Genomic DNA, 23,134 nt, shown 5'->3' with positions numbered 1-23,134 from the left:
CTTAATTTTATCAGAAGAGGTCCTTATTTTTATACAAAAATGAATCAAAGCCAGTGAAATTTTACGTGTCGTAAAATTTCACTGGCTTTTTCATTTTAGAGATGGGTTTTGTCCCACCCTCGTTCTTTTTTATTGAGAAACAAGCAGATTACTCTTGATGGAATTTTGATTTAATCGGCTGTCCTCCTGATTTTTCATACGTCTTTTTGGCTTTTTTTACCTCATCAACATCTCGTCCAAGCTCTAAATCTTGATTGTTAATGCCATTTCGTGTTTTTTGCTCAGGATTGTTTTGTTTTGAGCGTTTCTTCACTTTTGAATCTCTCCTTAATGCTCATGTAAGATTAAGTTATTTTGCACTTGCTGTAATTGCAGTCTCATTCGATGTAGCTGTTCGCGCTGTTGTCCATTTGCACTGAGAGCCATTTTCGCTAAGTCATTATACGCCGTTTCAATTTGTTGCATCGCCTCTGTAAATTCTGTTTCATTATAATGTTCCTGTCTTGTATGATCCTGATATTGCTCATGAGCGTTGCGTATCGCATCCTCGCACTGCTGAAGAAGGTCTTCGATTGATTGACGAGTAGCCATCCTATAAAACCTCCCACTCATTTCATTTAACGAAGCATAAAAGCTTCTTTTTTAGTTTGTTCACCCCATCTTTTCCTTACCCGTTTTTTTACTATAGAAATAAACTCCATTATGAAAATTCCTTATTTCATGTTAAAATCTTTCTTATGTTTCATTAAAAAACCTTAAGCACTCACGTTGCAAATTCGCTCTTCAATGGATTTGTTCTGTGGCGATAAAGATTCCAAATTAAAAATTTATATTTTTTTCGAAATAAAGGAGGGTACTGATTTGAATCAGACAATGCCTTTTCCATATGCATTAGATGATAAGCGTTATCATACTTGGAATTACCATTTGCGAAAGCAATTTGGCCATAAAGTATTTAAGGTAGCATTAGATGGAGGATTTGATTGCCCGAATCGAGATGGCACCGTTGCCCATGGAGGGTGCACCTTCTGCAGTGCAGCAGGCTCAGGAGATTTTGCTGGAAATCGGGCTGATGATCTTGAAGTTCAATTCAATGAAATTAAAGAAAAAATGCATGAAAAATGGAAGGATGGCAAATATATGGCTTACTTCCAAGCCTATACAAACACTCACGCTCCGGTAGCAGAATTAAGAGAGAAATACGAACGTGTCCTTGCACAAGAAGGGGTTGTTGGTCTGTCAATTGCGACCCGTCCAGACTGTTTGCCCGACGATGTTGTTGAATATTTGGCAGAGCTCCATGAAAGGACGTATCTTTGGGTTGAACTTGGCCTGCAAACTGTACATGAAAGAACAGCCTTATTAATTAATCGTGCCCATGATTATGAATGTTATGTAAAAGGAGTTGAAAAACTTCGTAAGCATGGCATTCGTGTATGCTCCCATATCATCAATGGCCTACCGTTGGAATCATACGACATGATGATGGAGACAGCACAGGAAGTAGCCAAGCTCGATGTACAAGGGATAAAAATCCACCTGCTCCATTTATTAAAAGGGACACCTATGGTTAAGCAATATGAAAAGGGCATGCTTGAATTCCTTTCTCAAGAAGATTACGTAAAGCTCGTATGTGATCAGCTGGAAATTTTACCTCCTGAAATGATTGTTCATCGCATCACGGGAGATGGCCCCATCGATTTAATGGTTGGTCCGATGTGGAGTGTCAATAAATGGGAGGTTCTTAATTCAATCGATGCCGAGCTAAAACGCCGCAACAGCTGGCAAGGGAAGTATTGGGAGGCAACATCATGAAGCTTCAAGGGATATTGCCTTTTGCAAGAACATTATTAACAAATGCAGTGGGTCCGGGAGATATCGCGATCGATGCGACCGTTGGAAATGGGCATGATACCGTATTTTTAGCAAATCTTGTTGGAGAAAATGGACATGTTTTTGGCTTTGATATACAGGAAGCGGCGATTGCCAACACGATGACGCGCTTACAGGAGCAAGGGCTTAGCCATCAAGTGACGTTATTTCACAAGGGGCACGAAAAAATAGCAGAGTCTATTCAAGCAGGCATACATGGGCAAATAAAGGGAGCTATTTTTAATTTAGGCTACTTACCTGGTGGAAATAAGGCAATAGCGACACAGCCCAATACGACCATAGCAGCAATTGAGCAATTGCTGGAAATCCTTGCCCAAGAAGGGATCATTGTGCTTGTCATTTACCATGGTCATCCAGAAGGTGTAGTAGAAAAAGAAGAACTTCTTTCATACGTAGAACAGCTTGAACAAAAAAAGGCCCATGTTCTCCAGTACCAATTTATTAATCAAGAAAATGCCCCGCCATTTATCATCGCGATTGAAAAAAGATAAGAAAAGCGTGAATATGATAAAATACAAAGACCGACTCAAATTTATGAGTCGGTCTTCACTTTTAATGAAGGAATCCATTTTTGCACTTTGCGGTAAAGGCGTCCATTCACATAAAAGAAAAAACTCACTAATCCACTGCTTTTAATCATCTCTCTCGCCAATAATCTCACCGATTTCTGCCGGCGAACTTTTTCATCGGACAAATAAATTCCAAGTAAGCCTCTATTAATGAGACGATGAAATTGTTTATTCGGGAGTCCATCAGTATGCTTGTCCGCTTCCTCGACAAAATGCTTTAAGCGATCGAATAAACTTTCTTCATTCTGATAATAAAAGCAAAAATTCAAATCGCCACCAAGGCGATCTTCTTCTTGATCAATAAAATAATCCAGTAAAATATGCAAACCTTGTATATATGGAAAATAGCCATTTTTAATTTTCTCAGCGTCTTCTTTATTAAAATCAGTGCTCATCCCATGAGAAACTAAAGAAAAAATCCCAAGCGTTGAACCGGAGCATGCCGAAAACTCGTACCATTCCATTTCAGGGATTTGATTCTTATGGCGCTTAAACCATTTTTGCAATCGGGGAATCCGTTCTTCAACCTTAACATGCTTATGTATTTGCAAGTCGCAGTAATAGCCACAAAGCTCGAGTAAATAGTGTTTAATATCACCATAAGCGGCGATTGTATTCAAAACATGTTGACATGTTTGCGATAATTCCTCTAAATACCCTCCATCATCAAATTCCTTTCGAAATCGATAATACTTTCGTTGCTCCGCCCCAACTGTTAAAGCCACTTCCATGGATTCATGCAAAGCAGAAAAATCATCAGGATTCAATGAAGTACTTCGATCGCATAAATTATCTAAATAATCGCTAATCGTTTGATAGGCAACAATAAATTTAATCGCTTCTTTATACCTCTCCCCAGCCATAATGGCTAAGATCGAACCACCTTCACAGTGGAAGGTTTTCCCTTCAATGCTGGCCAATGCCTGTTTCCTCAATTCCGGATCAGGAATTTCTTCTGCACGTTTCTTCCAATAAGCAAGCTCAACATGTGCTGTTGGTAAAATATGACGATATACTTTTGACATTAAACTAAGCGGTTCTGACGGTATCATAAAAATCCTCCGTTAAATAATGTAACCAATTGCTTTCAATTGACTATATACAAAATCCTTTGCATATTCAAATACTTCATCCCTTTCAGGATCATTGAAAATTTCATGATAGCACTTTGGCCATTCCTTAAAGCGTTTCTCTGACAATGGTGCATAATTAAACCATTCTTTAACAGCGAGCTTATTGACGATTTTATCATCGCCGCCCTGCATCACAAGGAGAGGAACATCATGTGTTTTTTCTATTTCTTCAAAAGCAAGCTTAATCGAACTGTCTAATTCGCGAAACCATCTTACCGACACCTTATCAATATATAACGTATCGTTTCGGTCAACATCTTGAACTTCCCTATTTCTGGTCGCGATTTTGACGGTAATACCAGGATCCACCCGCAACTCAGGGGCAACAACGTTTAAAATATGGGTTAAGCCGTTTAACAGCTTTCCGGGCTTCTTCACTAAGCCGAGGCAAGGAGATGATAAAATAACACCCGCCAAGTCTAGCTTCACCTCTTGAAGCAAACGGATCGTTATTAATCCCCCCATACTGTGCCCCAGGAGAAAGACAGGTAAATCGAATTGATAAGCCGTCCTCACCCAGTCCTTAACCTCTGCTATATACTCCTCAAAAGAATCAATATGCCCTCTTCTAGACCTTGTTGTGAGACCATGTCCAGGCAAATCGCCCATGATGACTTGAAAGCCTTCTTTACGCCACATTTCAATTAACCATCCATAGCGGCGATGATGCTCCAGCGCACCATGAACGATGACTATGACTCCTTTTGCTTCCCCGTCTGGTTCCCATTTCCACATGAATATTCCTCCTACAAAGCCCTTATCAAACAGTTCTTCCATTTATTTAAATTGGTTATAGACCTACAACCTTAGTCAAATCGGTTCATTCTATTCAACCTGATGGTAAAAAAGAATCGAAATTATAGTTCATTTTAACACAAAAAAGGCGAAACCTCAGAGTTTTTACCACCGCCTCTGATTAATTCACACTTTTTACACAAAAATTAGGTACAATGGGAGTAAAATCTATTAAGGAGAGAATGCTCATGATTTATCCATTTCATCACAAATCTCCCAAAATTTCAGCTAGCGCCTTTATTGCTGACTACGTCACGATCACAGGAGATGTGGTAATTGGTGACGAAGCAAGCATCTGGTTTAATACAGTTATTAGAGGAGATATAGCTCCTACAATCATCGGCAAAAGAGTAAACGTGCAGGACAACTGCGTCCTTCACCAAAGCCCGAATAACCCATTAATTCTTGAAGACGAAGTTACCGTCGGGCATCAAGTGATTTTACATAGCTGCATTCTTCGCAAAAATTCACTGATTGGAATGGGTTCCATTATTTTAGACAATGCGGAAATTGGTGAGGGTGCTTTTATTGGAGCAGGAAGCCTTGTACCACAAGGAAAAAAAATCCCGCCTAATACGCTAGCGTTCGGAAGACCTGCTAAAGTAATCAGAGAACTTACACTAGATGATATTAAAGATATGCAGAGAATAACAAGAGAATACGCTGAGAAAGGGCAATATTATAAAAAATTGCAACAAAGCAAATAAACTCATTTTTGTAGAGGCGACATTTATTCAATGCGCCTCTTTTTTAATTCATGACCATGTAGATAAAAACGATACTGCTTCATTCCGGTTTTTACAAAAAAGAATCCAAATATATAACAAATTTTATTATATATAAGGCTTTGTTATATGTCGGTGTTGATTTTTGGCTCATTTTCTCTCTGACCTTTCAGTTATACTGAAAGGCATGTGAAACTTTGGTTTCACATGAAATGGGCCCAAAATCATTTTAACAACAATTCTATTTAACAAAGCCATATATAAAGAAAATTATCTTTGTCTTTTTGACTATTATAATTGTCAAAAAGACAAAGATGGTTTACTATTTATACGAGGTGATACAATGAAAACTCGACTCAAAGAATTGCGGGCTAGAGATGGACTAAACCAAACAGAACTGGCAAAAAAAGCAAGGATCTCCCGACAAACAGTAAGTCTAATTGAAAGAAATGAATATATGCCATCATTATTGATTGCAATCAGGATCGCCAAAGTATTTCAAGAACCGATAGAAAATGTTTTTATTTTTAGCGAGGAGGAACTATCATGAAAATCTTAGTTATTTACATCATCATCTTTTTATTTGCACTCAATGATTTATTTTCTCATTTTAACGATAGAGCGCTTGATGCAAATCTTTTAATGCTAGTAAATATAACGATACTTCTTTTTTTAATCATAGCTAGATTTCAATTCTATAAAATTATCCGTGGCAGTCAACAACAGGTTGAAAAAGATAAAGAAGATTCCCACTGTGTTGCTTTAGAGAGAAAAGCATATACGATCACTTCTTTTATTCAAATGGCACTTTCTCTCTCCTTTCTCGGTCTGCTCATTGGCTTTTTACTACTTCGAGAGACAGCACCAAGTGTGCCTTTTTGGAGCTTTACTTTAATGATTATTTCTGTTTTTAATTTTTTCCCGAATCCTAAGCTTATGAGGATCACAAATCCAAACTTTCAATTCCCTGACCCTCAGTCCAATCATTATAATCAAGAAATAATGGACCAATTTGACGACGGTGAAAAATATGTCATCTTAAAAAGCTTGCTTAAAGTATATTCAGTTTTAATTTGGGGTCTTGTTATTTTAGCATCCGGTCTCATGTACTATTCTATTTTTAGCGGAAACTCTCAATTAATAAGTATCATCGGCATCGGCATTCTACTAATTCTTATACAAATAAGCTACACCACTAGCCTAAAGCCAAATAAACTGAAATAATTTTGGAAAGCATTCTCAAAGGAATCATCATGAAAGCTCAATACAAAATATGGAAAAAATGATATACTTAGATTTATGTAAATTCACGCTGTAAACAGAACTACTTGTTCAACTATCGGGTAGATTTGTTTAAAGAAAGGAGGAGCCTGTTTGTATTTATACCATATGTTCATTCATAATGAGTTCGGAGAAAATATAAGTCCGGAAAAGGTTTTAAAAGAAGGATTAACGCATAAGACAGCAACAAGATGGTATTCAAGGGGAGCTAATTTCTTTCCAGAACTAACGGAGCGTTACAGACCAATGAATTTACCAAAATGGATTGATTTTAAAGTAGCCTTCGGTGCAGATTTGGAACCATACGAAAAACCCTATTATCGTTTTCCAGTGTTTAGCGATAAGATCTTAGTTTTTAACTTCGATATATCAAGTGAATTATTTGCTTATCTGGAAGATAGATATGATGGGGGTAGCGGGTTCCTTGTTGAAGGATTACCATCAAAGGAGGAGTTAATGAAACAGTATTGGAAAAGTATGATGACTCTGTCTGACTATTTAAAGCACAAACCTTTTAATAAACCTGAACTTTATATTTTTGAACAAGTTCCTGCAAAGTTAATTGACTATATTGAGTAATATCAGCTTTAAACTTTGACAGAGCGATTAAAAAAACTACAGACAAACTTGATTATCGAGTTTGTCTGCAGTCTGAAAGGAACTAAAGAGAATTCTGTCCCCTCTTTTTAACCCTTTAATGCCTGCTCACGCAAAGCATCAGCTTTATCTGTACGCTCCCACGGAAGATCGATGTCTGTACGACCAAAATGCCCGTAAGCAGCTGTTTGCTTGTAAATCGGACGGCGTAAATCCAACATCTTAATGATGCCTGCAGGACGTAAATCGAAGTTATGGCGAACCACTTCTACTAAAATATTTTCGTCTACTTTCCCTGTTCCAAATGTATCGACAGCGATAGACACTGGTTGTGCGACACCAATCGCATAAGCTAGCTGTACTTCTACCTTATCAGCTAGCCCCGCTGCAACGATATTTTTCGCTACGTAACGGGCAGCATAGGCTGCAGAGCGATCCACTTTTGTCGGATCTTTACCAGAGAATGCACCGCCGCCATGACGAGCATAACCACCATAAGTATCTACAATAATTTTACGACCTGTTAAGCCTGCATCCCCTTGAGGACCCCCGATGACAAATCGTCCAGTAGGATTGATAAAATACTTTGTATTCTCATCAATTAGTTCACTAGGAACAACTGGATTAATCACATGCTCTTTAATATTGCGCTGAATTTGTTCAAGGGTAATTTCAGGATGGTGCTGTGTGGAAATGACAATGGTATCAATGCGGACCGGCTTGTTGTTTTTATCATATTCAACGGTCACTTGTGTTTTTCCATCCGGTCGAAGGTAAGGAAGAATCTCTTCTTTCCGAACTTCTGTTAGACGGCGAGATAGTTTATGGGCAAGTGAAATCGGAAGCGGCATAAGCTCCTTTGTTTCATTACAAGCAAAGCCAAACATTAATCCCTGATCACCTGCACCAATTGCTTCAATTTCTTCATCCGTCATACTGCCTTCACGTGCTTCCAAAGCTTGATCAACACCCATAGCAATATCAGGAGATTGTTCGTCAATCGATGTTAATACTGCACAAGTTTCAGAATCAAATCCGTATTTAGCACGATTATATCCAATTTCTTTTATCGTTTCACGGACAATCTTTGGAATATCTACATATGTAGAAGTAGTAATTTCTCCTGCCACTAAAACAAGTCCTGTATTGACAGAAGTTTCAGCAGCAACACGAGCATTAGCATCTTTTGCTAAGATCGCATCCAATATTGCGTCAGAAATTTGGTCACAAATTTTATCTGGATGACCTTCAGTAACTGACTCAGAAGTAAACAAACGCGCGTTTCTTGACATCTGACTTCCTCCTCATCTATAAGTACGAGGGCTTACCCCCACGCTGATACGGAACTCATTCCCTATGTAGTATGAAATAAACATGGAGTTTTTATGATGATTTTCAAGAATCCATAAAAAGGGTTGAAGAACTCATTTCATATTATGCTGCGAACGAATAATCGTTCTGCCATCTTGAAACTCATTCAATTGTTTACAATATTGAAAAGTACAAGGCGCCTTCACCACAAATTTAATGCAGCTTATATTTCTAAGGAGCTCTCCTTGCAGTCATCACCCGGCAAACTAGAGGATCTTTTTTTAGAAACGCTAAATTATGTTGGATGATAAGCCTCTTGCACTAAACACAAAAAAACCTTTCCTAAGAAGAGGAAAGGAGTACGTAAACAATTCTCGCCTTTCACTCTTATCGTTCAAGGACTTCATCCTTGCTTCAGGTTAGCACCATTGCTATCAAAACTTTCAAGGATTCAAACAGAATCTTGAACATAATAACCGGTTGCTGGGTTTCATAGGGCCTGTCCCTCCACCTACTCGGGATAAGAGAGTATCCGTTCAAGTGTAGATCATAACGAACGAGTGCATATGTGTCAACAGCTATGGAATAATTCTTTTATTTTTTTCTTTTTCATAGGAATGCTCCCTATAAGGAGCAACTTCCATCATCACATTTTTGCTTGAAAAATAAATGCCGATTTCGGGCAATCCACTTGTAAATAGGATCTCCTATTAAATGCAGAAAAGGCAAATATAATATACATGCAACGATAAATGTATACGGGCTGATAAGTAAAAGTCTTCTTATAGCTTTAAACCCCTTAAGCACTCGTTGATTTGGAAGAAGAATATGAAGCTCACTTCTCAAATCCTTTGCTGTAAATCTACCATCCTTATGAATTTCCTCAAACTCTTGTAAAGAAAGCCAAGTGACTTTTTTAAATAAATCCATTTTTCGTAACATAGTCTTTGTTCTCAAGCATAACGCACAATTTCCATCATATAATGCCTCAATTTTCAACTTTTCCATTCCCTTCCTGTTGAAGACTGAATAGATTATGATCATCGTTTTGCAAAAAGCACTCTAGTAATTTTCCTTAAACAATTGAAACTTTTTAGTTGTTCAGTGGCATTTTCCGCGAATTAGTATAGACTAATGAGATAAATGTGTTATACTAATCGTATTATGATATCGCTTTCGAGAATTACATTTTTAAACTATATTGAAAGAAGGTATTCATCAGATGAATTCAGTTAGCCTTTCTAATGAACTAAATGAATTGTTACAACAAAATAATGTTCATATCCAGCTATCTGTTCCCCAATTAGTCGAAAAAGTTTTGCGTCGAAATGAAGGAGTTCTTACTTCTACCGGTGCCATATGTGCTACTACTGGAACCTATACTGGACGTTCCCCTAAAGATAAATACATCGTGGAAGAACGTTCTTCAAAAGATAAAATTGACTGGGGCCCGATCAACCAGGCGATTTCCGAAGATTCGTTTGACTCTCTTTATACAAAAGTGCTTAATTATTTGAAAAAGAAGGATGAAGTATTTGTTTTTAAAGGCTTTGCTGGTGCCGATAAAAATTCGCAGCTTCCGATTCAAGTGATTAATGAATACGCTTGGCACAATCTATTTGCCCATCAATTATTTATTCGACCAACGAAAGATGAATTAGACACTCATCAAGCTCAATTTACTGTCATTTCAGCTCCAGATTTCAAAGCAAATCCGACTGTTGACGGAACAAAATCTGAAACCTTTATTATTATATCATTTGAGCGTAAAACTGTATTAATAGGTGGAACAGAATATGCAGGTGAAATCAAAAAATCGATCTTTTCTATTATGAATTATTTACTTCCTGAAAACGGCATTTTGCCTATGCATTGTTCTGCCAATGTAGGGCAAGAAGGAGACGTCGCCTTATTTTTTGGCCTCTCTGGTACTGGCAAAACAACTTTATCCGCTGATCCGCATCGCCGTCTCATTGGAGATGATGAACACGGCTGGTCAGCAAATGGCGTTTTTAACATTGAGGGTGGATGTTACGCAAAGTGCATTAATCTTTCTTATAAAAAAGAACCGCAAATTTTCGAAGCCATTCGGTTCGGTTCAGTGTTAGAAAATGTCATTCTTAATCCAGAAACTCGAGTAGCTGACTATGATGATGGCTCATTAACGGAAAACACCCGTGCGGCTTATCCAATTCAGGCTATTGACAATATTGTTGATCCGAGCATCGCCGGCCATCCGAATGCAATCGTCTTTTTAACTGCTGATGCATTTGGGGTGCTACCACCAATCGCAAAATTAACAAAAGAACAAGCAATGTATCATTTTCTAAGCGGCTATACTTCTAAACTGGCTGGAACAGAACGAGGAGTTACATCTCCAGAAGCGACGTTCTCTACCTGCTTTGGTTCCCCATTTCTTCCATTGCCAGCCACTCGTTATGCAGAAATGCTCGGCGAAAAAATCGATGAGCATAACGCTCAAGTGTATCTTGTTAACACAGGGTGGACTGGCGGAGAATACGGTGTGGGCAGCCGAATGAAGCTAAGCTATACAAGGGCTATGGTTCACGCAGCCCTTGAAGGGGAGTTAAACAATGTCGAAACAGTAAAAGACCATTTCTTTGGCTTAAATATCCCTCTTCACGTTCCCGGTGTACCAGATGAAGTATTGCTGCCGCATAAAACATGGACTGATCAAACTGCTTATGAAAACAAAGCGAAAGAATTAGCAGAAAAATTCAAGAAAAACTTTGAAAAATTCACAGATGTACCCGCATCTATTCGTGAACAGGGCGGACCACTTTCTTAATCACTACTAATTTTGTGACCTAAAAGCTTCTCCAACAGAGGAGCTTTTTTTATCAACTGTAATAACAACAAACAAAAAATCGTGTGCACTACTTAAACGAAGGTGAATTCCGGAAAAATCGTGATTAATTCCGGAATTTTTCTGTTTAATTCCGGAAAAATCGTGATTAATTCCGGAATTTTTCTGCTTAATTCCGGAAAAAGCAGATGTAATTCCGGAAAAATTGCATTAATTCCGGAATTTCACCCTACAATTCCGGAAAACAGAACAACCTCTGATAGAACCTCATTTGACGAATTAAACTTTAGTTGCATGTGCAAGACTCTTTATAAGAGATATCCGCAACGAAAAAAGCGATTTTTTAATTTGTAGAATTTAAAGCAATCAGTTGATAATGCAACGTCGTTTCATTATTTTCCCATTCCACTTTTTTTATTTTGGCAATTCCAATTAAATCACCTTCCATTGTTCTTCTCACTTCAATCGGAATTTCTACTGGATAAAGTCGAAACCCTTCCTTTACCAGCGTAAAAAGATTCTCCCTTACACGCATTTCGTTTCCTTTCGTCACAATCATTGTATTTAATTCCAAAGGCATACCCATCGTTTTCTCTCCTTTGCCATGTAGAACTTAATTCTTAATAAGACTTATATGTATTTTTATCTTACCATTTTCACTCTTGCTTTTTCATCCATTTCGTCAAATCTTCAACAATTTGGCGATTAACTAGTGGAGGGAAATAATGGGTGTATTCAGTAAAATACCAGCTCTCCACCCTCTTATTTAGTTCTTTTAATCTTGTTTCAAGTCGATAAGCATGTTCGACGGATACATTTTTATCCCTGGCCCCATGGATAATGAGAATAGGGGCTTCCAAGCATTCCAGTTGAAATAATGGCGTTCGATATTGGTAGCGTTCAGGATATTTACTCGGTGTCCCTCCAATTACTCTTTTCATCATTCTCCGCAGATCTTTTCTTTCCACGTAGGTAAGAAACATATCGCTTACTCCGCCCCAAGTCACTACAGAAGCCACGTTTGGAAAGGTAATTCCGGTGAAAAGGGCCATCACTCCTCCTCTAGAAAAGCCAAATACATGGATCTTGTCCACTCTTGGGTGAGCTTGAAGCAATTTAAATGCGGAGAATGCGTCCTTGCGATCATCGCCCGCAAAATCTTCATTCCCTTCTCCCCCCTGATTTCCTCTGTAGAAAGGGGCAAAAACGATAAAGCCTTCTACTGCAAATTGGACGATCCTGCTTGGACGTACTTTACCAACATTTTTGATCCCCCCGCGCAAATAGAGGAACCCTCCGTACTTTCCTCCTTCCTTCGGTTCAGCTAGCAATCCTTTCACTTTAAAACCATCTGACATGTATGTAACCGTATAGAGATCAACCTGTGGATTAGGTGAAGGAAATTTTTGTTTCGTAATAATTTGACCGTCATCCCATTGCATATGTTCAACTCCTAAAAATAGTTCGTCATTTTTGTCTAGGCATTCACACATTTTTTATCATTTCATACGATATGTTAGGCTTATAAACCTTTCATATAGATTGTTAATTACAATTTCAAATGATTCCACCTAAGGAGGTCAAAACATGAAAAAGTGGTTCAAGATAAGTTGCGCTAGTCTTTTAACAGCTATTCTTATTATAGCTCTAGCTGCTTGTAATAATGAAGAGGTTCAAACCATTCGTGTTGCTGAAGTGACGCATTCGATATTTTATGCCCCCCAATATGTAGCAATTGAAAAAGGGTTTTTTGAGGAAGAGGGATTAAATATAGAACTAACTCTTACCCCTGGCGGAGATAAAGTAATGACTGCCCTTTTATCAGACGGTGCTGATATTGGTCTTGTTGGTTCTGAAACCTCCATATATGTTGCCGCCCAAGGAGCCAGTGATCAAGTGATCAATTTTGCTCAGCTTACTCAAACAGATGGAACCTTCCTTGTATCTCGAGAAAAAGTCGATAATTTCTCTTGGGATCAGCTTAAAGGTGTGACTTTTCTTGGTCAACGAAAAGGGGGCATGCCGCAAATGGTTGGCGAATTCGTGTTGAAAAAACATGATATCGATCCTCATGCTGACCTAGAGCTTATTCAAAATATTGATTTTGCTAATATTTCAAGCGCATTTGCTTCTGGAACTGGAGATTTTGTTCAATTGTTCGAGCCTCAGGCAAGCGTGTTTGAACAAGAGGGTCGAGGCTATATTGTTGCCTCCTTCGGTGAAGAATCAGGCCATGTTCCATACACAAGCTATATGGCTAAACAAAGCTATATTGAAGAAAACAAAGAATTGGTTGAAAAATTTACGAGAGCGATTTATAAAGCGCAAAAATGGGTAGAAGAAAATAGCCCACAAGAAGTAGCAGAAGTTATCCAACCGCATTTTGCTGATACTGATCTAGACATTATTGAAATGGTCGTAGAACGTTACATGGGGCAAGATTCCTTCGCAGTCGATCCAGTTCTTGATGAAGACGAATGGAACAATTTGCAAAATATTATGGACGAAGCTGGAGAACTACCTGAGCGCATCGATTACAGTAGCTTAGTTAACACAGACATCGCTGAGAGTGTCATGGAATAGATATTATTTGTAGCAATTGTCTTGACGAAATGGCCGTTACCCTTCATTCAGTATCGTAATAAAATAGTAAAGTAAGATTCTTAATCTCTAAAACAGCTTTTTAATGAGGAGGCCGCAAGTTAAATGGGATTCTTAAAGATCGATGAAATACATCATACTTACTTTAGCAAAAGCTCTGCAACAACGGCCCTCTCCAATATCTCGCTAGAGGTGGAGGAGGGGGAATTTATCTCCTTTCTCGGTCCTAGCGGGTGCGGTAAAACGACATTGCTTTCCATTATTGCAGGGTTACTGAAACCAACCGAAGGCAAAGTAACATTGGAAAATCAAACGCTTGAAAAGGCTCATCATCAGATTGGTTATATGCTACAGCAGGATTATTTATTTCCCTGGAAAACAATTGAAGAAAATATTCTTTTGGGATTAAGGTTAAATAACTTGCTAACCCGAGAGAAAAAACAGGCTACGATTGCACTCCTCAAACAGATAGGTTTAGAAGGAGTTGAAAAACAGTATCCCTCACAATTATCAGGGGGAATGCGGCAAAGAGCAGCCCTCGTCAGAACACTCGCAACAGAGCCAAAGCTGTTATTGCTCGATGAACCTTTTTCAGCACTGGATTACCAAACGAAGCTCCGTCTTGAAGATCTCGTATCGAACACACTCAAATCCTTTGGAAAAACAGCCATTTTAGTTACCCATGATATTGGAGAAGCAATTGCCATGAGCGACCGTATCTACCTTTTCTCCCCTAGGCCAGGTCAAATCTATCAAACATTTACGATTCCTGAGCAATTACGAGCATTGACACCATTTCATGCAAGAAACCATGAAAAATATCCTGAAATTTTTCAAAAGATATGGAAGGAGTTGGAGCAAATTGAACCTGAACAATAAAACAGAGCTCCTCCATAAAAAGTATATCCAGTCCTTAAAACGTGAGAATCGTTGGGTTCGCTTTTATCAGCTTGTTATCTTCGTCGTCTTTTTCGCTGGTTGGGAACTTTTTAGCCAAAAACAATGGATTGATCCACTTATTTTTAGTGCACCTTCGAAAGTATGGAGCCTCTTTATCAATAAAGTTATAGACGGTTCACTGTTTATGGATCTAGGCTATACTTTAACCGAAACCGTCTTTGGTTTTATCCTTGGAACTCTGCTCGGTACCATTCTCGCTGCAATTCTTTGGTGGTCGCCATTTCTTTCCAAAGTATTGGACCCGTACCTCGTCATCTTAAATTCAATGCCTAAGGTTGCTTTAGGCCCCATTTTAATCGTAGCCCTAGGTCCTAGTATGACTTCGATTATCGCCATGGGCGCCATTATCTCCGTCATCATCACAACCATTGTTGTATACACTTCTTTCAGAGAAGTAGATGCCAATTATTTAAAGGTTTTACAAACATTCGGCGCAAATCGATTCCAATCATTCAAAGAAGCGATCCTTCCTGCCTCGTTCCCAACCATTATCTCCACTTTAAAAGTAAATGTGGGATTATCATGGGTTGGTGTCATTGTCGGAGAATTCCTCGTTTCCCAAAGAGGATTAGGCTATTTGATCATTTATGGCTTTCAAGTATTTAATTTTACTCTCGTCTTGCTCTCCCTGCTTGTCATCGCAGTATTCGCCACTATTATGTATCAACTGGTGGAACTGCTTGAAAAAAAGCTCATAAAACATAATTAAAAACAGACCACTGAAAAAGTTTTCAGTGGTCTGCTTTTGCAAAATTTCTAGAACTGCTGTCCTCTGTTCAGTCGGGGCAGAAAAAATGACATTTGTTCCGGTAGTTTGTTTTATACTGGCGCTATTAATCGAATAGACCTCGTATTCGGACTACATCCTTACACACTTCACTCGTTCCAGTCGAATAGAAACTTATTTTGGGTTGAACATTTTCACCTTTCACTCGAATACACCTCTTAGAGCCTTCGCAATTTTCACTCGAATAGACCGCCCATTCGGACTACACTTTCACACATCTCGCTCATTCCAGACCAAATTTTCACGCTGATGCATATTGCTTCAGCGTTTAAACACGACTATCTGGAGCTGCATGATATCCATTACCTGTTTTTTAGCTTTCCGATAAAAAGCAGGCTTTTTTCAATCACTGAATCCTTCATAATAAAGCTGTAGGCGTCGTTAAAACGTTCTTCCAGAATATTTCCGTTAATCAGTGCTGGACCTTCTGTTTCATGAAAATGGGGCCTTTTTTCCAGGTGACTGATCTTGCCATAAAAAATCGCTTTTACGAAGGTTTCCGTGTCATTTTCTATTTCATATTCCCCAATCAATTGCAGTGACTCGAGTTTAGCGCCTGTTTCTTCGTATACTTCTCTTTTTGCGGCCTCTTCTATTGATTCGCCAGGTTCAACCTTGCCTCCAGGGAATTCTAAGCCACGTACGGGATGCTTCGTTAAAAGCCATTCATTCTGATATTCGCAAATAACGAGTACATGTCTTGGTGCTTCGCTAAATGAATTTTTTTTAAAAGCTAGACGAACAGTAGCACCGAAAAAATCTTTAAACGTATCCATAAATCCTCCAATACTCCCGGAAAGAATTCTTTCCTGATGAAGCACACTCTTCTTATGTAACATTCGTACCATTATTATAACATTTGCTGCTGAAGAAAGTTCGTTCTAAAAGAGTTTAAACGCTGGCAGATTTACAGATCAGTAATAATTCCCATTGATTCAATATGCTGCTTCGCCTCAGCATCGCCTAAATTATAGATCATTTGATATACTTGAACGATTGTATCATCGTATTGATCATTTTCACGATCATGATGATATTGTACATATGGTACATGGGCGCGAAAAAAATTTTGCCATTCCATTGAATAATTTTGATCAAACAGTTCACGAAGTTGAATAATTTCATCATCTGTTGCTTCTATTTTAAAATTCCATGCGGAATCGGTCCGACTTTTTGTGATTTCGCCAGTTCCTACAGTAATATAATACGTCTTTTTCTCTTGACTCATTACAAATCCTCCTTTTTTCATTTTGAACTGCAGTTTTTGTCTGCTTTATATTGTCACTATCGATCCATGCCATAAATACTTGTATTTTCTTACTAGCATTCGTTTTTTTCTAAGCCTTTACTCATCTTTTTCTCATTATTTTCATGTATAATAGGAATAATTATCGTCCATTTAGGGTATTGTATAAAAAATTGGGGGTGATCCTATGAAATTGATAGACGAAATTTTTGAATTTTATCGTGATAAATTGACCGGAGATGACGAAGATATTGACATGCTCGCATTTGCTTTATTAGAAGAAATGACATATGACGATTTAATGAATATCATTAAAGATTTAGATAAACAGGAGCTTTATGACTTAATCGGGTTATATATGATTGAAACTTTAAAAGGTAAATTTGCTCAGGAAAGCTACGGCCAACAGCGGGCACCATCTCCGCAATCACGAAACCTACATTAAAAGCGCATACATACTTTTTTTAAAAAAGGGTACTGCACCCCAGAAGTTAGAGTTAAAAATCTAACCTCTGGGGTGTTTTTGTATGGCGAAGTATAGTGAAGTACTTAAATTTAAAAAAAATGAAAGGGCGGCCTTCTATGTCTAAAAATCATAAAGCAAAATTACCAAAACAAGAAAAAGAGTTATCTCGTGAAGAACTATTAGAACGAGAAAATGAACTTCTACGTTTAGAGAATGCCTATTTAAAAAAGTTAAAAGCTTTTCAAGAAAATCCGAATGCCTCCCTCGAAAACCACAAACAGCGTTGGCATTCGAGCTCAAAGAAAAGCAACATATGCGGATAATGCGGCAATGGAAAATTTCTTTGGGATTCTCAAGCAAGAGATGTATTATGGAGAAGAATTAGCATCTTATGAAGAGCTAAAAAAACAAATTGTTGAGTACATAGATTACTACAATAATAAGCGGATAAAGGTAAAATTGGCTGGTTTAAGTCCAATACAATAGCAAACTCAAACCAGCCAATCAGCTGCTTAATAAAAACTCTAACTTTGTGGGGTCACCACCATCCGTTCATAATAACCAGCTTCTTTCATTTTTTAGCTCAAGAAAGCCTTAAACATCCAAATTTGCTTTTTCAAGCTTTGTTTAATAGCAATTAGCATATCCGCAGTTCCTTCATCATTCGCTTCCTCTGCTAACTCAATTCCTTCCTGAAGTTCATCGACCATCGTTTCAAAATCAGTTGTAATCGTGCTTACCATCTCTTCTTCCTTTTCAGTGCCCGTTGCTTCTTTGACAGAGGCCATCTTTAAACAGTCCTCCATCGTCGCAACAGGATTCCCTTCAAGTGCTAGAATCCTTTCTGCTAGCTCATCGATATGTTGATTTGCTTCATTGTAAAGCTCTTCAAACTTTTCATGTAAAGTGAAAAAGTGCCGTCCTTTTATATACCAATGATAGTTATGGAGTTTCACATAAAGAACGGTCCAATTGGCTACTTGCTTATTGACAGCTTGTACTAATTTGTTTGACATTTTATCAACCTCCCATTCCTATAATACCCAAGATTTTCACACTAAAACGTAATACTTACAAAAGATGAGACGATTCATGTTAGAATAGTCTTTGACCATATAATTTGTCATTTTTGTTACAATAGCAAAAAATATATGAATAATGACGTCAGGAGAGGGAGAGAATGTTAACCGTTTTAATTATTTGCATCATTATTGTTTTTGTGGTGCTGCTGCTATCCGTATTAACTACTAGCAAAGCCTATTCTTATAAGCATTCTGTCGATCCATTAGAAGATAATCCTCACTTAAATCAGGATAGGGACACAGATCAATCAAATAAATAAGCGAGGAAAACGATAATGAGTATCACTTCAATATTAGTTGGACTTATTTTTGTTCTAAACATGTTTTTAGCAACCATTGTTATTTTCTTGGAACGAAAGGATGCAGGTGCGACTTGGGCCTGGATACTGGTCTTATTTTTTATTCCTGGACTAGGGTTTGTAACATACTTGTTATTTGGCAGAAATCTTGCCCGTTCAAAAATGTTTCAATGGGAGGATCAAAAAAAGGTGGGAATCGCCCAATTAATTTCCAATCAATTATTAGAAATTTGCACCAATAAATTTTCCTACCGCAATGAGCTTGAAAAAAAATATCACGACCTCATTTTAATGCACTTGAGAAATAATGATGCACTGCTGTCTCAAAATAACGAAGTGGCAATTTTTACAGATGGCCATGATAAATTTAAAGCATTGTTTCACGATATTGCCGCAGCTAAGGATCATATTCATTTGCAATACTATATTCTTAAACGGGATGAACTTGGTCAAAAACTATTAAATGCTTTAATTCGCAAAGCTAAAGAAGGGATTAAAGTCCGGATCTTATATGATGATCTTGGTTCAAGAACTTTGACGAGGAGTTTCTTCAAGGAGCTTCGAAACGCCGGAGGGGAAGTTGAAGCGTTTTTTCCATCCAAATTAAAATTTATTAATCTACGCCTGAACTTTCGCAATCATCGCAAGTTAGCCATTATTGATGGAAAAATTGGATATGTGGGCGGCTTTAATATTGGAGATGAATATTTAGGGAAAAATCCGCGATTTGGCTATTGGCGAGATACTCACCTCCGTATTGTCGGCAATGCTGTATACGCCATTCAAACCCGGTTCATATTAGACTGGAATCAAGCATCCCATCGCCATAATATTCATTATTCCGATAGCCTCTTTCCAACTTTGAATTCTACGGGAGAAGTGGGTATCCAAATCGTAACGTCAGGGCCTGATTCTGAGTGGGAGCAAATTAAAAATGGCTATATAAAAATGATTTCTTCTGCTAAGCAGGCTGTATGGATTCAAACACCATATTTTATTCCTGATGCAAGCCTTCTTGATGCATTGCGTATTGCTTCTTTATCAGGAATTGATGTGCGAATCATGATCCCAAATAAACCCGATCATATGTTTGTTTATTGGGCTACATACTCCTACATCGGAGAAATGATCAAGGCTGGCGCAAAAATTTACATTTACGATAATGGATTCATTCATGCGAAGACCATCATTGTTGATAATGAGATCTCCTCTGTCGGTACAGCTAATATTGATGTGCGCAGCTTCCGTCTAAACTTTGAAGTGAACGCCTTCATTTATAATCATGATATTGCTCATGAGCTGACACAAAGCTTCGAAGAGGATATGAAGCTATCGTGGGAGCTAACCGATGAAATTTATCAAAAACGCTCACTTGTCATTCGCTTCAAAGAATCTGTCTCACGACTGCTATCACCCATCCTATAAGAACAGCAATGCTAGTAGTTCATGCTCGTCTTTGGACAAACGATAATGACCGGTCCGGACCCAGATGACTTATGGTAAGGAGCAGTTTTTTGGCGACTTGTGACTTGTGCTAGAGGTAAAGCCCGGAACACTATAGACGAGGCAGCAATAATGCTCCTCTCTCTACCCAACAATGCAATGGGAAAAGGCCGATTGCAATAATCGGCCTTTTTTATTTTTACCCGCGCAACAAACTCAATTTTTTTGGGCGGGCATAGCGATTTTTTAAGCAAATACTTGTTTTAAATCTTCCTTTGACTGTTCCAACCAAAAACGCATCAGGCGCTTTGCTCCTTCTAAATCGTGAAGCTTCGCTTGCCCACATTGTTTTTCATTTGCTGCAGGAATTTCAACAATTTCAACTGCTGATCTCATTGTATCTTCAAGCAAATCAATAATTTCCTCGACAGTTGGTTCACCGCTAACAACAAGATAATAACCTGTTTGACAACCCATTGGAGAAATATCAATAATGTCAAAATGCTCATATTTCTCCGCATGCTCACGGATATTAAAGGCTAATAAATGTTCCAATGTATGAATAGAATCCGGCTTCATCGCTTGCTTATTCGGTTGGCAAAAGCGGATATCAAATTTATTGACAACTCCATCTGTCCCTACTTTATGAACACCACAATGTCTTACATAAGGTGCCTTCACAGCATTATGATCGAGCTCGAAGCTTTCAACTGATGGCATGTTTCTTCACTCCTTTATTTATTAAAAATCGTTATCCAGTTCATTTAAAAACATTCTAACGAAATCCCTAGTAAGTTTATCAATTTAATGTGTAATACTCGTTCATAGACTAATATATCATATTATGTTATCTTTTTGAAGAGTTACAGTTAAGACGATTAATTCATTTAATTGGAAAGTGAGACGAAAAGAAATGCTGAGAAAAATCATGATCGGCATCATTCGATTTTATCAAATTGTGATCTCCCCGCTGAAACCGCCTACTTGTCGATTTTACCCTACTTGTTCCCACTATGGAATCGAGGCGATAAGTCGGTTTGGACCGATAAAAGGCGGTTGGTTAACAATAAAAAGAATTTTAAAATGCCATCCTTTCCATCCTGGTGGAGTTGATTTAGTCCCTGAGAAAAAAAAGCCGAACTCATAGCTTTTCCTTGTAACCATCAATCACTAAGTCAAGTTTTCCTGTGTTAGGATGAATAACAAGGCCATGGACAGGAATATCTTCTGCCAAAAGAGGATGCTTTTTAATCATTTCTACACTATGAGAGACACTTTCTTTGACATCTTGAAAGCCTTGAAGCCATTTTGTCACATTAATTCCAGAGTACGTGAGCATCTCAAACGTCTCCTCTGTAATCCCTCTCTCTTTCATGTTATCAATCATTTGACCCGCTTTCATCCCAGCCATTCCGCAATCATGATGACCAATTACTAATATCTCATCTGCCTGAAGCTGATATACTGCGACAAGAATGCTTCGCATAATGCTACCGAATGGGTGCGATACGAGTGCACCAGCATTTTTCACAAGCTTTACGTCACCATTTCCTATATTTAACGCTTTAGGAAGCAATTCGGTTAATCTTGTGTCCATACAGGTAACAATAACCATTCGTTTATTAGGAAATTTAGTGGTCGAGTAGGCTTCATATTTCATTTCCTTAACAAATTCCTCATTGTATTGAAGAATCTCATCTAATAGCTTCATCATGACTCTCCTTTGCTTACAACACCGTGAAATTATGCGTAAATAACCTGCTAGTATCCCTTTATGGGGAATATTGTTGATAAAACAATGTTCGATTCAATGCTCCTTTCAGCTATGCTGGAAGGTTCTCTAATTCCATGGAAAAAAGGAATTTTTTCTTGCAATTATATCATAGATATAATAAGATACTATAGTTAATCGGAACGATTACGGATTGATACTAATTATTAAATCGGAATAATTTCGTTTATATTATCGTTAAGATTTTCGGTTATTCAGCTAAAATGAATGACTGACAACAAAAAATAACATAGAACAATAGAGTTTTATATAAGGAGAGCCATATTATGCGTGCTAAAATCAGTTTACTCATATTGCTTTTGCTCCTTGCTGTAGCAGGCTGCGGGTCAAAGGACAATAACACAAATAAAGAAACAGCAGGGGAAAAACTCCATATTTATACAACGGTATATCCGCTGCAATATTTCACAGAAGAAATTGGAAAGGAACTCGTTACGGTCAATACTATTTATCCACCTGGTGCCGATGAACATACTTATGAACCTTCGCAAAAAGATATGATCGAATTAGCGCGCTCTGACCTTTTTATTTATGTCGGTTTAGGATTAGAAGGCTTTGTCAATAAAGCGAAACAAACATTAGAAAATGAAAATGTTCATGTAGTGGCTGCCGGTGAACATATTCACTTTGATAAAGAGGAAGTACATACCGACGATGAACAAGAGCAACATGATGATGGTCATGACCACGGAGATATTGATCCTCATGTGTGGATTGATCCATTGTTCGCGAAAGAGCTTGCAGAAACAATTAAGGATGAGCTTATCCAACACCTTCCTGACCATAAAGAGCAACTCGAAGCAAATTATACTGTACTTTCCAACCAATTAGATGAATTAAATCAACAATTTAAACAGTTAATCGAGAAAGCAGAACATAAAGAAATCATTGCCGCTCATGCTGCCTATGGGTATTGGGAAAAACGCTACGGTATAAAGCAAATTAGCATCTCAGGTTTGTCTTCTTCAAACGAACCTACGCAAAAGCAGCTGAAAGAAATTATTACAATGGCAAAAAGGCACGGGCTTAAACACATCTTTTTCGAACAAAATGTCAGCTCTAAATTAGCAGAAATTGTCCAAGGAGAATTAAATGCAGAGCCCTTATATCTCCACAATTTATCCGTTTTGACAGCGCAAAATATAAAAGACAACAAAACGTACTTTTCAATTATGGAAGATAACTTAAAAGCATTAGAAACGGCACTCATTGAAACGAAATAAGCAAAAGGGGAGTCTATAGACTCCCCTTTTGCTTATAACGATTTGGATTTCGGACAAATATGGACTTTTACTTGCCCTAACACCGCTTTGACGGCGGTAAATCA

At 38.0% G+C, this 23,134-nt stretch carries 29 protein-coding genes, 1 pseudogene and 1 riboswitch; of the genes and pseudogenes, 17 read left to right on the top strand and 13 right to left on the bottom strand.

Annotated features, from left to right (window positions below):
• Positions 1-148: 148 nt before the first annotated feature.
• Positions 149-313 (bottom strand): glycogen biosynthesis protein GlgD, encoded by a 165-nt coding sequence (locus tag FCJ93_RS22640; protein ID WP_095312693.1) that lies wholly within the window; start codon positions 311-313, stop codon positions 149-151.
• 14 nt (positions 314-327) lie between these two features.
• A complete protein-coding gene (locus FCJ93_RS22635; RefSeq protein ID WP_095312692.1) occupies positions 328-591 on the bottom strand; it encodes a YtzC family protein in 264 nt (87 codons plus the stop codon).
• A gap of 270 nt (positions 592-861) precedes the next feature.
• Here FCJ93_RS22635 and FCJ93_RS22630 point away from each other — a divergent pair, with 270 nt between their 5' ends.
• Positions 862-1,815 carry a TIGR01212 family radical SAM protein gene (locus FCJ93_RS22630; RefSeq protein WP_095312691.1) on the top strand — a complete coding sequence of 318 codons (954 nt, stop codon included), beginning with the start codon at positions 862-864 and terminating at the stop codon, positions 1,813-1,815.
• A complete protein-coding gene (locus FCJ93_RS22625) occupies positions 1,812-2,384 on the top strand; it encodes a class I SAM-dependent methyltransferase (RefSeq protein WP_095312690.1) in 573 nt (190 codons plus the stop codon). Before FCJ93_RS22630 ends, FCJ93_RS22625 begins: the two co-directional genes overlap by 4 nt.
• A gap of 41 nt (positions 2,385-2,425) precedes the next feature.
• Here FCJ93_RS22625 and FCJ93_RS22620 read toward each other — a convergent pair whose 3' ends face one another.
• Positions 2,426-3,514 carry a tetraprenyl-beta-curcumene synthase family protein gene (locus tag FCJ93_RS22620; RefSeq protein WP_095312689.1) on the bottom strand — a complete coding sequence of 363 codons (1,089 nt, stop codon included), beginning with the start codon at positions 3,512-3,514 and terminating at the stop codon, positions 2,426-2,428.
• Positions 3,515-3,526: 12 nt separating this feature from the next.
• Entirely contained in the window at positions 3,527-4,330 is an 804-nt protein-coding gene (locus tag FCJ93_RS22615; RefSeq protein WP_095312688.1) for an alpha/beta hydrolase, read from the bottom strand.
• 248 nt (positions 4,331-4,578) lie between these two features.
• On the opposite strand from FCJ93_RS22615, the gene FCJ93_RS22610 reads away from it, so the two are divergent.
• The 4 genes from FCJ93_RS22610 to FCJ93_RS22595 all read left to right on the top strand — a co-directional run bounded on the left by FCJ93_RS22610 (position 4,579) and on the right by FCJ93_RS22595 (position 6,975).
• A complete protein-coding gene (locus tag FCJ93_RS22610; RefSeq protein WP_095312687.1) occupies positions 4,579-5,097 on the top strand; it encodes a gamma carbonic anhydrase in 519 nt (172 codons plus the stop codon).
• Between the two features lie 361 nt (positions 5,098-5,458).
• Positions 5,459-5,665 (top strand): helix-turn-helix transcriptional regulator, encoded by a 207-nt coding sequence (locus FCJ93_RS22605; RefSeq protein ID WP_137744759.1) that lies wholly within the window; start codon positions 5,459-5,461, stop codon positions 5,663-5,665.
• On the top strand, positions 5,662-6,339 hold the full coding sequence (locus FCJ93_RS22600; RefSeq protein WP_095312685.1) for a DUF3169 family protein: 678 nt from the start codon (positions 5,662-5,664) through the stop codon (positions 6,337-6,339). Before FCJ93_RS22605 ends, FCJ93_RS22600 begins: the two co-directional genes overlap by 4 nt.
• 150 nt (positions 6,340-6,489) lie before the next feature.
• On the top strand, positions 6,490-6,975 hold the full coding sequence (locus FCJ93_RS22595) for a hypothetical protein (protein ID WP_095312684.1): 486 nt from the start codon (positions 6,490-6,492) through the stop codon (positions 6,973-6,975).
• Positions 6,976-7,082: 107 nt separating this feature from the next.
• Here FCJ93_RS22595 and metK read toward each other — a convergent pair whose 3' ends face one another.
• Entirely contained in the window at positions 7,083-8,285 is a 1,203-nt protein-coding gene (metK, locus tag FCJ93_RS22590; protein ID WP_095312683.1) for a methionine adenosyltransferase, read from the bottom strand.
• A 403-nt stretch (positions 8,286-8,688) separates the two neighbouring features.
• A riboswitch (SAM riboswitch) is annotated at positions 8,689-8,831 on the bottom strand.
• Between the two features lie 97 nt (positions 8,832-8,928).
• Positions 8,929-9,312 (bottom strand): thiol-disulfide oxidoreductase DCC family protein, encoded by a 384-nt coding sequence (locus FCJ93_RS22585; RefSeq protein ID WP_235879573.1) that lies wholly within the window; start codon positions 9,310-9,312, stop codon positions 8,929-8,931.
• 214 nt (positions 9,313-9,526) lie between these two features.
• On the opposite strand from FCJ93_RS22585, the gene pckA reads away from it, so the two are divergent.
• Entirely contained in the window at positions 9,527-11,113 is a 1,587-nt protein-coding gene (pckA, locus tag FCJ93_RS22580) for a phosphoenolpyruvate carboxykinase (ATP) (RefSeq protein WP_095312682.1), read from the top strand.
• 361 nt (positions 11,114-11,474) lie between these two features.
• Here pckA and FCJ93_RS22575 read toward each other — a convergent pair whose 3' ends face one another.
• Together FCJ93_RS22575 and FCJ93_RS22570 are read right to left on the bottom strand one after the other, a co-directional pair.
• A complete protein-coding gene (locus FCJ93_RS22575) occupies positions 11,475-11,717 on the bottom strand; it encodes a DUF2584 domain-containing protein (RefSeq protein ID WP_095312681.1) in 243 nt (80 codons plus the stop codon).
• Between the two features lie 70 nt (positions 11,718-11,787).
• Positions 11,788-12,573 carry an alpha/beta hydrolase family protein gene (locus tag FCJ93_RS22570; RefSeq protein ID WP_137744758.1) on the bottom strand — a complete coding sequence of 262 codons (786 nt, stop codon included), beginning with the start codon at positions 12,571-12,573 and terminating at the stop codon, positions 11,788-11,790.
• 145 nt (positions 12,574-12,718) lie between these two features.
• Here FCJ93_RS22570 and FCJ93_RS22565 point away from each other — a divergent pair, with 145 nt between their 5' ends.
• From FCJ93_RS22565 to FCJ93_RS22555, 3 genes are all read left to right on the top strand, one after another.
• Positions 12,719-13,714 carry an ABC transporter substrate-binding protein gene (locus FCJ93_RS22565; protein ID WP_095312679.1) on the top strand — a complete coding sequence of 332 codons (996 nt, stop codon included), beginning with the start codon at positions 12,719-12,721 and terminating at the stop codon, positions 13,712-13,714.
• 123 nt (positions 13,715-13,837) lie between these two features.
• Positions 13,838-14,611 carry an ABC transporter ATP-binding protein gene (locus FCJ93_RS22560; protein WP_095312678.1) on the top strand — a complete coding sequence of 258 codons (774 nt, stop codon included), beginning with the start codon at positions 13,838-13,840 and terminating at the stop codon, positions 14,609-14,611.
• Complete coding sequence (locus FCJ93_RS22555; RefSeq protein ID WP_095312676.1) at positions 14,595-15,401, top strand: ABC transporter permease; 807 nt, start codon at positions 14,595-14,597, stop codon at positions 15,399-15,401. Before FCJ93_RS22560 ends, FCJ93_RS22555 begins: the two co-directional genes overlap by 17 nt.
• A gap of 380 nt (positions 15,402-15,781) precedes the next feature.
• Here FCJ93_RS22555 and ytkD read toward each other — a convergent pair whose 3' ends face one another.
• Both ytkD and FCJ93_RS22545 read right to left on the bottom strand, forming a co-directional pair.
• Positions 15,782-16,255 carry an RNA deprotection pyrophosphohydrolase gene (gene ytkD / locus FCJ93_RS22550; protein WP_095312674.1) on the bottom strand — a complete coding sequence of 158 codons (474 nt, stop codon included), beginning with the start codon at positions 16,253-16,255 and terminating at the stop codon, positions 15,782-15,784.
• A 131-nt stretch (positions 16,256-16,386) separates the two neighbouring features.
• On the bottom strand, positions 16,387-16,707 hold the full coding sequence (locus FCJ93_RS22545) for a hydrolase (RefSeq protein WP_095312672.1): 321 nt from the start codon (positions 16,705-16,707) through the stop codon (positions 16,387-16,389).
• Between the two features lie 205 nt (positions 16,708-16,912).
• Here FCJ93_RS22545 and FCJ93_RS22540 point away from each other — a divergent pair, with 205 nt between their 5' ends.
• The 3 genes and pseudogenes from FCJ93_RS22540 to FCJ93_RS22535 form a co-directional block, all read left to right on the top strand.
• Complete coding sequence (locus tag FCJ93_RS22540; protein WP_095312671.1) at positions 16,913-17,170, top strand: DUF6154 family protein; 258 nt, start codon at positions 16,913-16,915, stop codon at positions 17,168-17,170.
• 137 nt (positions 17,171-17,307) lie between these two features.
• On the top strand, positions 17,308-17,514 hold the full coding sequence (locus tag FCJ93_RS25150) for a hypothetical protein (RefSeq protein ID WP_170211387.1): 207 nt from the start codon (positions 17,308-17,310) through the stop codon (positions 17,512-17,514).
• A pseudogene (locus tag FCJ93_RS22535) lies at positions 17,492-17,677 on the top strand (IS3 family transposase); the annotation flags it as partial. The gene FCJ93_RS25150 and the pseudogene FCJ93_RS22535, both read left to right, overlap by 23 nt.
• Positions 17,678-17,769: 92 nt before the next feature.
• Here the strand turns inward: FCJ93_RS22535 and FCJ93_RS22530 are convergent.
• Entirely contained in the window at positions 17,770-18,207 is a 438-nt protein-coding gene (locus FCJ93_RS22530; RefSeq protein WP_095312664.1) for a Dps family protein, read from the bottom strand.
• 164 nt (positions 18,208-18,371) lie between these two features.
• Here FCJ93_RS22530 and ytzI point away from each other — a divergent pair, with 164 nt between their 5' ends.
• On the top strand, positions 18,372-18,533 hold the full coding sequence (ytzI, locus tag FCJ93_RS22525) for a YtzI protein (protein ID WP_095312662.1): 162 nt from the start codon (positions 18,372-18,374) through the stop codon (positions 18,531-18,533).
• 15 nt (positions 18,534-18,548) lie between these two features.
• The gene (gene cls, locus FCJ93_RS22520; protein WP_095312659.1) at positions 18,549-19,997 is read left to right on the top strand and encodes a cardiolipin synthase; all 1,449 of its coding nucleotides are present in this window, start codon (positions 18,549-18,551) and stop codon (positions 19,995-19,997) included.
• 264 nt (positions 19,998-20,261) lie between these two features.
• Here the strand turns inward: cls and FCJ93_RS22515 are convergent, their stop codons facing one another.
• Positions 20,262-20,735 (bottom strand): S-ribosylhomocysteine lyase, encoded by a 474-nt coding sequence (locus FCJ93_RS22515; protein WP_095312657.1) that lies wholly within the window; start codon positions 20,733-20,735, stop codon positions 20,262-20,264.
• A 193-nt stretch (positions 20,736-20,928) separates the two neighbouring features.
• Between FCJ93_RS22515 and yidD the strand changes: the two genes are divergently transcribed.
• Positions 20,929-21,162 carry a membrane protein insertion efficiency factor YidD gene (gene yidD / locus FCJ93_RS22510; protein WP_095312654.1) on the top strand — a complete coding sequence of 78 codons (234 nt, stop codon included), beginning with the start codon at positions 20,929-20,931 and terminating at the stop codon, positions 21,160-21,162.
• On the opposite strand, the gene FCJ93_RS22505 is transcribed toward yidD, so the two are convergent.
• Entirely contained in the window at positions 21,157-21,726 is a 570-nt protein-coding gene (locus FCJ93_RS22505; RefSeq protein WP_137744757.1) for a beta-class carbonic anhydrase, read from the bottom strand. The genes yidD and FCJ93_RS22505 overlap by 6 nt on opposite strands.
• Before the next feature lie 347 nt (positions 21,727-22,073).
• On the opposite strand from FCJ93_RS22505, the gene FCJ93_RS22500 reads away from it, so the two are divergent.
• Positions 22,074-23,030 (top strand): metal ABC transporter solute-binding protein, Zn/Mn family, encoded by a 957-nt coding sequence (locus tag FCJ93_RS22500; RefSeq protein ID WP_095312650.1) that lies wholly within the window; start codon positions 22,074-22,076, stop codon positions 23,028-23,030.
• The last annotated feature ends 104 nt before the right edge of the window (positions 23,031-23,134 follow it).

The sequence above is a fragment of the Robertmurraya siralis genome (genome assembly GCF_005502275.1).
GTDB classification, from domain to species: domain Bacteria; phylum Bacillota; class Bacilli; order Bacillales; family Cytobacillaceae; genus Robertmurraya; species Robertmurraya siralis.
The sequence above is the reverse complement of the archived record's forward strand: the minus strand, read 5'-3'. Positions and strand labels throughout refer to the sequence as shown.